General features: G+C 40.3%; 14 protein-coding genes and 1 pseudogene. 7 read left to right on the top strand and 8 right to left on the bottom strand.

Annotated elements, in window-relative coordinates:
• The 8 genes from H515_RS0109765 to H515_RS0109730 form a co-directional block, all read right to left on the bottom strand.
• Positions 1-270, bottom strand: a 270-nt coding sequence (locus tag H515_RS0109765) for an ISAon1 family transposase N-terminal region protein (RefSeq protein WP_028901892.1), incomplete at its 3' end; no start/stop codon positions are given.
• A gap of 55 nt (positions 271-325) precedes the next feature.
• Positions 326-568, bottom strand: a complete 243-nt coding sequence (locus H515_RS0109760) for a hypothetical protein (RefSeq protein ID WP_028901891.1) — start codon at positions 566-568, stop codon at positions 326-328.
• Between the two features lie 214 nt (positions 569-782).
• Positions 783-1,454: a hypothetical protein gene (locus tag H515_RS0109755; protein WP_025877874.1), complete on the bottom strand. Its 672-nt coding sequence runs from the start codon at positions 1,452-1,454 to the stop codon at positions 783-785.
• Positions 1,455-1,475: 21 nt separating this feature from the next.
• Positions 1,476-2,402, bottom strand: coding sequence for a relaxase/mobilization nuclease domain-containing protein (locus tag H515_RS0109750; RefSeq protein WP_025877873.1), 927 nt, complete (start codon positions 2,400-2,402; stop codon positions 1,476-1,478).
• Complete coding sequence (locus H515_RS0109745) at positions 2,399-2,746, bottom strand: plasmid mobilization protein (protein ID WP_024985909.1); 348 nt, start codon at positions 2,744-2,746, stop codon at positions 2,399-2,401. Before H515_RS0109745 ends, H515_RS0109750 begins: the two co-directional genes overlap by 4 nt.
• A gap of 102 nt (positions 2,747-2,848) precedes the next feature.
• Positions 2,849-3,739 carry a CHC2 zinc finger domain-containing protein gene (locus H515_RS0109740; RefSeq protein ID WP_025877868.1) on the bottom strand — a complete coding sequence of 297 codons (891 nt, stop codon included), beginning with the start codon at positions 3,737-3,739 and terminating at the stop codon, positions 2,849-2,851.
• A gap of 182 nt (positions 3,740-3,921) precedes the next feature.
• A complete protein-coding gene (locus H515_RS0109735; protein ID WP_025877866.1) occupies positions 3,922-4,974 on the bottom strand; it encodes an AAA family ATPase in 1,053 nt (350 codons plus the stop codon).
• Entirely contained in the window at positions 4,971-5,276 is a 306-nt protein-coding gene (locus tag H515_RS0109730) for a DUF3853 family protein (RefSeq protein ID WP_025877864.1), read from the bottom strand. The genes H515_RS0109735 and H515_RS0109730 overlap by 4 nt, the downstream gene beginning before the upstream one ends.
• Before the next feature lie 356 nt (positions 5,277-5,632).
• Between H515_RS0109730 and H515_RS0109725 the strand changes: the two genes are divergently transcribed.
• From H515_RS0109725 to H515_RS0109700, 7 genes and pseudogenes are all read left to right on the top strand, one after another.
• The gene (locus tag H515_RS0109725) at positions 5,633-5,836 is read left to right on the top strand and encodes a helix-turn-helix domain-containing protein (protein WP_025877863.1); all 204 of its coding nucleotides are present in this window, start codon (positions 5,633-5,635) and stop codon (positions 5,834-5,836) included.
• A 5-nt stretch (positions 5,837-5,841) separates the two neighbouring features.
• Positions 5,842-7,608 carry an HsdM family class I SAM-dependent methyltransferase gene (locus H515_RS0109720; protein WP_025877862.1) on the top strand — a complete coding sequence of 589 codons (1,767 nt, stop codon included), beginning with the start codon at positions 5,842-5,844 and terminating at the stop codon, positions 7,606-7,608.
• Positions 7,598-8,584, top strand: coding sequence for a restriction endonuclease subunit S (locus H515_RS13355; protein WP_036891756.1), 987 nt, complete (start codon positions 7,598-7,600; stop codon positions 8,582-8,584). Before H515_RS0109720 ends, H515_RS13355 begins: the two co-directional genes overlap by 11 nt.
• Positions 8,585-8,707: 123 nt before the next feature.
• A pseudogene (locus tag H515_RS15100) lies at positions 8,708-8,956 on the top strand (cell filamentation protein Fic); the annotation flags it as partial.
• Between the two features lie 563 nt (positions 8,957-9,519).
• The gene (locus H515_RS0109710) at positions 9,520-9,993 is read left to right on the top strand and encodes a hypothetical protein (protein WP_025877859.1); all 474 of its coding nucleotides are present in this window, start codon (positions 9,520-9,522) and stop codon (positions 9,991-9,993) included.
• Positions 9,977-10,372, top strand: coding sequence for a hypothetical protein (locus H515_RS0109705; protein WP_025877858.1), 396 nt, complete (start codon positions 9,977-9,979; stop codon positions 10,370-10,372). The genes H515_RS0109710 and H515_RS0109705 overlap by 17 nt, the downstream gene beginning before the upstream one ends.
• Positions 10,369-12,077: bifunctional DNA primase/helicase (locus H515_RS0109700; protein ID WP_028901890.1), on the top strand; the 1,709-nt coding region annotated here is incomplete at its 3' end. The genes H515_RS0109705 and H515_RS0109700, both read left to right, overlap by 4 nt.

Raw genomic sequence — 12,077 nt, 5'->3', positions numbered from 1 at the left:
ACTCTTGCCCGTGCGCAAATCCGTCCATCGTCTGCGACGAATTTTCAAGATCACCTTATGGCCTCGAATAGGGAAGTCGGTTATATTAACTGCTTCCATGAACCCCTTGGACTCGAAGGTGGCATTACCTGACAAAGTCTTGTCCATACGTTCGTCAAGACTAATATGAAACTCAGGTCCAACCTCGCAGACAGAAACGATAGTAAAATAATCTAATATTTGAGAAGGCAAAACAAGAGTTGCCAAGGTGCGTAACATTTTTTCTTCCATAATGCGAAGGTCGGAATTATTAAGATAAATAACAAATTATTCCCCCATTGATTTTCTACTGAGCCGTAGCATTCTCTATATAATAGCGATGGCCATCGGAGTTATCGCACTCAATAGACACATGAAACATCTCTTCCACGGCATTACGATGGTCGTGGAAGGTTCTTAAATTTAATGGCTTTCCCTCGTAGAGGAAAGACTGTTCCCACTTTTTGCTTATCTCGGAAAAACTTAATCGCTTATTAAGTAACAGAGTGTTGAGAAGCCACAGATAACGATTGTATAGATTACTATGCATAAACAATAAATGATACATGTGCAAAAATAATTACAAATTGTGAAAAATCACTGCACACCTTAATTTTTTAAGATTTTGCAACATAGTAAAATTGAAAGAGAATTTTTCATTCCGCTATCTATCAGATATACTAAAAAGGCTTATTTTAGAGAATAAGTGCCACCTAAAAATGTGATATTTTAGCTTGCATACTTAACAGAAGAGATCATTCAAGCTAGTTCGGATAATTCTGGCTCAAATGTTTCTTTAGCTCGCTTTGCTCTTGCTTAATCTTATCCTCTTGTAGCAATAACTCGGCTTGTCTTTGCAAGGCTTGCTCATAATCAACAACCTTCTGTTCCATCTGATGAATCGCTTTGGAATTGCGATGTGTGATAAATATGCTATCAAGATGAGAGAAGTCTGAAGCGGTGGCTTTGCCTTGCATCCGCAGGTAGCGGTAGCGGAGGTCATAATCGGAGGCGGTTTGCAGTTGGTTGGCTCCCATGACGAAGAACCAGCAACTGACCATAACCAAGCCGCAAACTAACAGGAGCAATATACGTTCGGCTAATTGCACGCTGGCAAAGAGCGAGTAGTTCTTGTACTCTACAGGTTTTTGTTGCTCTATGATGAGTTGCTGCAAGGCTTCAAACTTCGGGTCAAGCTTCTTACTGGACTCCGATAGTGCCTCCAAAACAAAAAGTTGATGTTCTTTGATTTTGGCTTGGGTCTCTTTCGAGAGATGGATTTGCACGGTTTCTTGTGTTTTAACGCTATCTTCCTTTGGATTAGATAGCTGTTCAGCAATAGTAGTGCGCAATTCTACCTGTGCCTTACTGATGGCTTTGCAGTCTTGTTTGAGTTCTTCGAGAATATCGAGAACAGGTGCTATTTCGTTATTCATTCTGATATAAATTTGATGTGACTAAATTCTATGTTTGCGATTAGCTCTATTGCGAAGTTTCTTTTGGAAGCGGAGCTCATCAACATCTACGCCATTACTTGGTGTTGGCATAGAAAACACTTCACTAATTGCTTCGGATAGGTCGGTAATAAAATTGCTTTCATCTACAGAATGTACCATAGGTTCGTTTTGTAGATGAATTTGCTCTTGTTTGTGAGAATTTCGTTCTATCTCAGCATTGAGGCGAGAGAAAGAACACGAGCGGTCTATTTTTGAGCCACTGAAGCTGCAACCATCCTTTTCAAAGATGATTCCCTGCACAACATTGGTATTACCTCTCGTCTTGAAACGAGTGGTAATATCCTGTTGTTCTAAACCTGTTACGAAGTCTTTCCAATTCTGTGATTGAGGCAATATCGCTTTGATAGCATCGAATATTTCATAGCGTAACTTGTCTTCGCCTCGCAATCGGTGGCGATTTACGGCTCGCTTACCTTCTCCAATGGTCAAGCCATAACGCTCTGTCAGTTCTCGGCAAATCTTTGTAGAGCGGTATTTCTCATTGCGGTCGCTGATGGTCTTGCCATCATTGCCGATGCGGTTGATGCAAATGTGCAGGTGCGGATGCTGGCGGTCGCTGTGTCTTACGATAAGGCTCTGCGTGTCTCCGTAGCCCATTTTCTCTAAATACTCATTGGCAATCTTTATCATCACATCGTCTGTTAGTTGATCGGCATCGTTGGCTGAGAATGAGAGTATCGTGTGGCAAACAGGCTTCTGCACGTTCGGGCGCATGGAGGCTTGCAGAACGAACTCGTGAACGCATAGGTTTTGGTCGGTAAAACCTATGTTATTACTCGCCAAAACCATAGCTTTTCCTTCCTGTTTGCTGAGCATATAGTTGATGACACCTCCGAAGTCTGCTCCTTTAATAATCTTGGCTATCATGGTTTCAAGCGTTTGATGAGTTCATAAATGAGTACTTTCAGTGCGTTCAAATCTTCATTGAGGGTAGAAATGCCAAAGGAATTGAGTCGATGGGCAATTTGGTTAAGATTATTAGCCATGCCAGAAACTGTACGGATGAGTTGCATTTCCTCTGGCTTGATTCGGCTCTTTACTTCTGCATTTATAATGAGCTTCCGTAAAAACTCTGTTCGTGAAATAGAGGCTTCACGTGCTTTACCCAGCAGGGTGTAGTACTCCATGGTGTTGAGCCGAAGAAGTACTTGGTATTTTCGTTTTTCTGATAAAGTCTTAGTGGGTCGCCCACCTTTATTCTTCTGTTCCATAATCTTATTTTTTGATGAGACCAACGGGATTTTTACCTCCCAAAGGTGGGAGCAAGTAGGTTTTGAGATACTCAAAACACAAACTTGCTTCCCTGATAAACACTATCTTCTGATGCCACACTTCGTGGTCGGTAATAACGGCTGTTTCTCTTTCACTTTGGATTGAGCAACGAGCCATTCATTGATATCTTTGTGAGTTCGATAGCAAACAGAACCGTCTATGATAGATGGGCAAAAATGCTTCAAAACTTCAAACGATTTTCGTCCAGCATCATCATTGTCTAGAAAACTCTCAACTTGCTTGTTGCCTTTTAACTTCTCTTGAATGCGTGGCAAAAGAGTCAGAGAATTAAGAACTATGGTGTCGCAGGTTGAAGAAAGATTTAGCGTTTGCCACGAAAGGAAATCCATAAACCCTTCAAAAATTTGTAAAACGTCTGTGCCTTTACTAATAGTTGTAATCGCTTTTGGAGCAATGCAGCCTTTGAAATAAGGACTACGGATTTCCCATCCGCCAGCATCGTTTGCAAATCCAATGGCATAGTATGTCCGATTGGTATTATTGTATCGAATTTCAGAACAGAATCTATTGGCAACGCTGAGAGATATTCCTCGCTCTGCAATGTAACGTAACAAATAAGGATTGGTAAGTGATTGCACAGATATGATTTCTAATTTGTGCTTAGAGGTTTTTCTTTCACCGCCAAAAGAAAAAACTTGATGCACTATTTGTTTTGAATCGGTTAGAAACTCAATGGCTTCGTACATGGTACAATGCTGTAAAGTACATACAAGGTCAATAATATCTCCATGTTCGCCAGTTCCAAAGTCATACCATTGGTTGCGCTCTGTATTTACTTTGAATGATGGTTTACTTTCGTTGCGTAGTGGGGAGCAGTACCAAAAATGAATACCTTGTATTCGTGCAGGTGAATAACCCTGTTGCTGCAAATAATCTGTGATAGAGATTTGCTTGATATTTTGTATTTCCATTGTGATTTTGTTTTGATGTTTGAAAAGAATAACTCTCAGCCTTTTTCCTTTGGAGGCTGAAGGGCTTAGGATTGGTCGGACAGTCGTACACTATAGGCACACCTTTACGTCCGACCAAGTTTGTTTCTCTTTGGTCGGATTGGTTCAGGTATATATAGCCTGTGTCCGACCGACCAAAGGTTTTATTGTAGAGAATTTTGACAGAGCCGATATTTTCCTCGTTCTTCCTTAACCACTATGCCTTTGTTGAGCAAGAATTGCAAAAGTTCCTTGAGTTTAGTTTGCCCATAGGATAGCCCCACAATCTTAGCATAAGCCTCTTTGAGAGCTACAATAAGTTTACTATATGGCAAAATCTCGCTTGTAGAGAAGACTGGTTCCAACGCCTTTCGATGTTCGTTAGTGCTTAACTCTTGGTAGGAGAAACGATGTGACTTCCGTTCATTGTCGGAATACGAAAAATCTATTTGGGGAATGCAAATCTCATCTTCACCCTCCTTAAGTCGAAAGGCAAATTTTTCAAAAGGTTTGGAACGAATGATGGAAGGTGCAACAATACTACGTTCAGGCATGGTGTTATCCTTTGTAATTTGCAAGACAGTTTCTGCCTTGTTGTTGAGTTCCGTCCCAATATGTCCACGTGCGTTATCGTCGCCCTTGTTGAGGTGAAGCACGGTCTGAATATGGATATTCTGTTCACTCGTCCATTGCATCAGGTCGCCCACTAACTTGGTAGCCTCCGTAGAGTTGTTGATATCAAGCATCAAGTCACGAATACCATCAATGACCACCAAGCCCACATTGGGTGTGTTGTAAATAGCATAACGGATGATTTCTCTGCGCCCGTTTGGGTCTGCAATCGCTCTGAGATGGCTGAACCTCAAATGCTCTGGCTCTCGATCTATCGGCAATCCTGCCAACCGCAGAATGCGTTGCATCACAAGTTGGCAGTGATAGGGACTTTGCTCTGTATCGAAGTAGAGAATATTTCTTTTCAATTCTGGAAATGAAGCACGATATTCCAATACTTGTCCATTGATAAGGGCTGCTGCAACGATGGCACTCACATTGAAAGTCTTCTTTGCTTTTGCCTTACCTGTCGACACACTGAAGTTACCTAATGTGCCAATAATGGCTTCACCTGCTTGCAGCACAACGGGCGGAAGCGCAAACTCATCCGTTACATGAATGAGCGACTTTTGCCAAATATTTTCATAATCAGTCGTGTTCATCATCTCCCTCCTGTCTTTCGTCCTGCCAATTCAAGTGCAAGGTCGGCATCCACAATAATCTTGCGACCCACTTGTGTAATGGCACGATTGATTTTACCACTCTGCTTGATACGATTAGCCGTGGGCAGGCTACACCCAAAGAGGCGTGCAATGCCAGCCAATCCATATACATATCGTTTTTCTTCTTTAGCGGAAGTAGCCTTTGTTTCTCTACTCGTGGACATATTGCCGTGTTGTGCAAGGAAAAGCAACTCTTCACCAGTCATCTGCCAAACAGGCTTGTCCAGTAATTCGTTTATCGTCATAATCCAATTGTTTTGAAATGAATAACTCGCCCTTGCGCATAGGGCATTCAGTCAGCTCTGACGATACAAAAGTAGAGGGCTTTTGATGTTATTCCAAAAGGCAGGGATGTAGCAGGAAGTATAGGGAAACACAAGGAAATCAATAACTATCAAAAACGCTAAATACATATTCAAAAAGTGGATAGTTTTGGGCAAAATGATATTCGTTTCCAATCATCATTGACTACTTAAGAGAGTACCTTAATGTCTTCCCACAGGAAAAATTATTTCCAGTAGCGTGAAAGTTCCGCTTTTCTTCGTTTTATTCATTATAAGTTCATAACTTTGTAATTAATATCAAGATAAACTATCATCCGATGGGACAGAAGAATGAGCACCGCAACCTTATCAAGGATCATTTGAAGAAGCGAGGCATCACTCAAACGTGGCTCGCTAAAGAGTTGGGCATGAGTTTCAGCATCACCAACGCCTATGTGTGTAACCGCAAGCAACCCAACCTCACTATTATCTTTAGGGTGGCGGATTTGCTTGGTGTGTCACCAAAGGATTTAGTGTTTTAGAATTTATGACAGAGGATAAGGTTAGAGATTTAGCCAAGCGTAAATTAGGATTAGAGGATACTGAAACAGCAAAAGCTGGTGTCGGTCAGCTAACCACATTTAATCAGCTTGGCTTCAAAGGAATAAGTGACCGCCCAGATGGTTGGTACCTACCTAACGAAAAAATGTTCCCCGCTATCATTCTTGAAGCGAAAAGTGCAGTTACGCCTTTGAAAGAACAACAAATAGCGGAATTGCTGAAAAATTGCAAGATTGCATCTTCTCAATATGCCAAAGTGGTAGGTATTCTCTACAACGGCGAAGATGTAGTGGTTTTTAAGAATGGAGAGAAATTACAAGGCGAAACCGAATTACACAATAAAGAGTATTACCTTAATCTGTTTGCGGAAAATCTGATTGACAAGTCTAAGATTTTTCGATTAACTAAGAGGATTAATGACACGCTTCATTTTAGCTTTGGTATCAAGAATCTAAACCACCGAATGATATTTACTGCTTGTGCCTTGGTGGCAAAACGTTATGGAGCAGTACTGACCAAAGGAATGAGCTACAATACCTTCCGCCAATCTATTTTTGACACCTTGTCGAAGTCTTACGAAGAAGCTATTGCTCAGAATTCTAAGCTAAATCTATTGCTGGAGGTATATTCAGAAATCAGAATGAATATTACCGACAATCAAGAGGCAATAGATGATTTTATTGCTTGTGTTGCAGAAATATCGGACAATATCAACTCTGACTTTTGGCAGGGAGAAGATGTTATGGCAATCTTCTTTAACGAATTCAATCGTTACAAGGGAAAATCCGAACAAGGACAAGTCTTTACCCCTGACCATATCACTTCATTGATGTATCGATTGACTGAGACAAATAAAGATGACATTGTATTAGATGCCGCATGTGGCTCAGGCTCTTTCCTTGTAAAGGCTATGTGTAATATGGTTGACGAAGCTGGTGGTAACCGTACTCATAAAGCCAAACAAATTAAACAAGAACAACTCTACGGGATTGAGTTTGATAGAGAAATTTTCGCATTAGCTTGTGCTAATATGTTGATTCATAAGGATGGAAAGACCAACCTTGAACAGTTAGACACAAGACGAGATGAAGCAAAGAAGTGGATACAATCAAAAGGAATAACAAAAGTCTTGATGAACCCTCCTTTTGAGAACAAATATGGATGTGTCGATATTGTCAAGAACACTTTGGATAGCGTGTCCAAGGATGCAACATGTGCTTTTATTATGCCAGATAAGAAAATGGAGAAAGTGCAAAAGGCAAAAAGAATACTGAAGTACCACACTCTTCTCAAAATAATCAAACTCCCTGAAAATATTTTCTCGGAGGGGGTTACTACATCTGTGTTCATTTTCAAGTCTGGCACACCTCATGGCAATAGAGAGATTTTTGCTTGCTACATTGAAGACGATGGGCTTGAAACAGTAAAAAATCAGGGGCGTCAAGATGTTAAAGACCGATGGCAAGAGATTGAGGACTATTGGGTAGACGTAATACAAAAGCAATCGGGAAATGACACTATTCAGTGGATAAAACCCAATGAGCATCTATCATATCAGATGCCAATGAAAGAGTTTGAGATATATGAGGAGGATTTCAATAAAACTGTAATGGATTACCTCATGTTTCAGCAAGGCATAGACGTCAAAACATTTCAAGAAAATCTCATCAATAAAGTGATGTATTCAAGTTCTATTAGTCAAAACGGAGACGATATAAACATAAGTCTAAAAACACACAATAATGAAGAATAAAATAGACACTTCTCAGTGGAGAATTTTTAAGGTGAGTGATGTTTTTGGCAATCCAACTCGTCCAAAAGCACGATCAATAAAGCAGTACGAATTGGGTGATATTCCTTTTGTTGCTTCTGGAAACTTCAATAATGGAATTGAACTATATGTCGAGCCTAAAGTAGATGAGCAATTGGATAAAGGTGGTTGTATTTCAATTAGCCCTGTCGGTGGCTTTGCATTCTTTCAAGAAACAGATTTTCTAGGTCGAGGCGGTGCAGGGTCTTCGATCCTCTTGCTTTATCATAAAAACCTCAATAGGTTTAACGCATTGTTTTTATGTTCCATACTCAGTAAATCTTGTGAGAGATATGGATATGGGGATATGTGTAGTGCTGAAAAGTTAAAATCAGAACTTTTGCTATTACCAGCAGATTCTTTGGGGCAACCAGATTGGGCATATATGGAGAATTACATAAAACAGGTGATAGCAAAACAGAACAAGCATCTTGAACTATTGCTACTTTCTACCCCCTCCAATTGTAAAAAACAGTTAAAAACAAAAGAGTGGAGCGAGTTTTTATTTTCAGATTTATTCAGTATCAAGAAGGGGAAACGGCTAACAAAAGCCAATATGAGAGATGGTGATATAAGATTTATTGGAGCAAGTGCTATCAATAATGGTGTTACTGCACATATTGCAAATATAACCCATTTGCATCCTGCCAATACAATTTCTGTAAATTATAATGGTTCGGTAGGAGAAGCGTTTTATCAAGACAAATCTTTTTGGGCATCTGATGATGTGAATGTCTTGCATTTGAAAACTCATCACTTATCTAAAGAAATCGCATTATTTCTCATCCCCCTTATTCGAAATGTAGGCAAGCGTTTTAAGTTTGATGAAAAGTGGACCAAAGACCTTATGAATAGGACTAAGTTGAAGCTCCCTGTCGATACATCAGGGGCTCCTGATTGGAGTTATATGGAAGCTTAAATTTATACTGCATTGAGTGCTATGAATAATAACCAGAAATTGCTCCAAGCAGCAAGCCGTGATAGATGATTGTGTTACTCGTAAAGCTGAAATTTTGAAGCGACATTTACAATGATTGAAGCAATGACAAATGAACAGGACAGAAACAACCATCTCATCATCTACCAAGACGACAAAGAATAGGTAAAGGTAAATGTACGCTTTGCAGATGAGGATGTATGGCTCACACAGGGACAACTGGCAGAGATCTACGATACCACACAGCAAAACATTGCCCTGCATATCAAGAACATCTATGCCGACAATGAGCTGACAGATGAAGCAACTCACAAGAAATACTTGTTAGTTTGTCAAGAGGGAGCAGGATATGTTTAGCGCAACATCGATCACTACAACCTTGACATGATTATAGCGCTCGAGTATCAGGATTAGTCTAGGGTGTTGTTTTGGTTGCTATGATTTTTTGGGTGTAGAAAAGGGCGTAAATCACGTAACTCGTTGATTTACACCCTTGTTTGCGGAGAGAGAGGTTTATGAACTAAACTCTGCAACTCCTTGTATCGTAACATTTTATACGTTTCAAGCTTTTTTCGTGTAGCCATATTGTAGCCACGAGAGAGTATTTTGAGAGTACTCATAGATACTGCTGATAGAATTGCACTCTTGCAAATCTTGGGTTCAAAAGTACTAAAAAAATGAACCTTCTCCAAGTATTTGATGTTAAATATCTTAGAAAATTTTTGGCTACAATTTTCAGTGCACGGTGCAAGCCCTTATATATAAAGGGTCTTGCACCGTGCACTGAGGTCATGATATTGTGTAATTATATAAAATAACAAAATGGTATAATAATGCCAAATAATGGTTTTGTAATATTCTGATAAAAACTCAATCCATATGAACTTTGCATTCTAAAAACATAGATCTCATTTTATATGGCTCGTAAAAAAGAATGTAAATCAAATAAGGAAGGACGAATTTTCATAGTAAAACCAACCATTGACATGATGTTATCAACTTGCATTAATGTAAAGCTGGTAGCTAATTTAGGAGGTTTTGAGTATTCTAATTTTGTAAAGACCTGCAAGTTGGGAAAAGACATACGCCTAAGTTCTTTAGACCGATGTGCAACTGCGTTTGGTAGGGACACACTTGTCATTCATCTTTCCGCAGGACTTGTCGAATCGGTAACAAACCCACAGGTACACCATAGTGGACTTTTTCATACGATAGAGGAAGCTGAACTCAAAATAGTGTTGAGGGAGATACTCAAAATTAAAAAGTCACAATTCTTGCCTTACTTGGAGTTGTTCTTTTCTGTTCTTGAAGAGAGTAATGACTGCACAGAAGATCTTTTGCAAAGGCTGATAAAAGTGCTTCAAAATACTATAGATGAAAATGGAAAATAATAATTCACTTTTTGATGAAATCAGAACATTGCGTGAAGAGTTGCATCAAGTGGTTTCGTTTATCGTGGAGCTTAAACGTAACTATTCCGTTTTGGAGGAACAGATAGAATTAGGCTCTTCGGACGTTCTTCGTCTTCTTGGCATTTCCAAGGCATCCCTTGCACGATGGCGAGATAACAACACAATCCCTTATCGCTACATATCAAGCAATCATGTTGTATATCCCTTTAAGGGAGTCTACATTGCTATAAAATCTGGGCGTGCAACTTTTAAAGGGTTCCGACGCTTGGAAGCCTTGCAGCGTCTTAATGCCTATAGGGATGGAATTATAAAAGGATACATGGGCGATAATCCCCAAACTTTGTTTGAAGAGTTATGAACTTAAAAGAAGAAATTTTACAAAGAACCAATCATGGATTGGAGGTGTTTTATTTTTACATGCCGATAGATTTCGTTCCAAAGCGCAATTTTCGCAATCCTCTGTATAATGACAGGCGTGCGTCATGCAATATATACTTTGACGAAAAATCACAATGCTATCGCATGAAGGACTTCGGTAATGAAGCGTATTCTGGGGACTGTTTCTGGTTTGCTGCCGCAATTATGGGACTTGATGTTCGTACAGAGTTTAGAAAGGTGCTGGCTATGATTGTACATGACTTGGGACTCAATATTTCTATTGAAAACAGAGGCGCATCGGAGCAAAGTAGAAGTTGTACAAAGAGCACTTTTTCTGTAGGACATAAGAATGCTGTTTCTGGAACTCCAGAAAACAAACGCTGGTTTAAGATTCATGAACAGCCTTTCAATGAAGAAGAAAAGAATTTTTGGTTACGATATGGAATAACGGACAGAACATTGACACAATACAGCGTGAAGTCGCTGCGAAGTTATGAAGCCATCTCCTGTCAAGGTAAACAGTTCACGCTAAGCTCTACGAAAGAAGAGCCAATATTCTGTTACATCATGGGAGATTTTATAAAGATATATCGTCCGCACAGCAAATTGCGCTTTCTTTACGGAGGCGAGAAATTGAAAGATTATGTCTTTGGATTTGAACAATTGCCCACCAAAGGCGACATTCTCTTCATCACAGGTGGAGAAAAGGATGTGCTCTCGTTATATGCACATGGCTTCAATGCGATATGCTTCAACAGTGAAACGGCTTCTATACCAGAAAATATCATTGAAAGCCTACAACTCCGCTTTAGGCACATCATCCTGCTTTATGATATGGATGCCACAGGACTGCGTGAAGCACAGAGACAGATGGAACTATTGGCACAATATAATGTACTACACTTGGAGTTGCCTCTTCAAGGAATTAAGAGTGAAAAAGACATCTCTGACTTCTTTGCCTTGGGGAGGACGGAGCATGAATTACAATCTTTGCTTACGGATAAACTTTCTGAATTATACACACAAACAATGATGATGTTGCGCTCCTGCGAAATAGACTACGAAAACCCTCCTGACATTTCCAAATCGGTGGTGGCTGTGAATGGTGTCCCATTGGGAACACAAGACAATCTATTCTGCATCACTGGAGGAGAAGGTACGGGCAAGAGTAACTATGTAGGAGCCATTCTTGCCGGAACATTGGGAGAAGAACAACTGCCAATAGAGAAAATCTTGGGATTAGAGATTGCCGCCAATCCCAAAGGTTTGGCAGTTCTGCACTATGATACGGAACAGTCAGAGGCTCAACTTCATAAGAATTTAGGCAAGACACTCCGTCGAGCTTCACAGGCAACAGTACCTGAGTATTATCATTCTCTGTATCTTGCTTCGCTCTCCCGTAAAGACCGGTTGAAACTTATCCGTGAAAGTATGGACCTGTTTCATCACAAGCATGGGGGCATCCACCTTGTGGTGATTGACGGCATAGCTGACTTGATACGTTCCGCCAACGATGAAACGGAAAGCATTGCCATCGTGGATGAGCTTTACCGTTTGGCAGGGATTTACAACACCTGCATCATCTGCGTGCTGCACTTCGTGCCAAATGGTATCAAACTCCGTGGGCATATTGGCTCCGAACTTCAACGCAAGGCGGCAGGCATTCTCTCCATAGAGAAAGATGA

Origin of the sequence: Prevotella corporis DSM 18810 = JCM 8529, from assembly GCF_000430525.1 — a bacterium.
Taxonomy (GTDB): Bacteria; Bacteroidota; Bacteroidia; order Bacteroidales; family Bacteroidaceae; genus Prevotella; species Prevotella corporis.
Note: the sequence above shows the minus strand (reverse complement) of the source record. Positions and strands in the feature narration are given on the sequence as shown.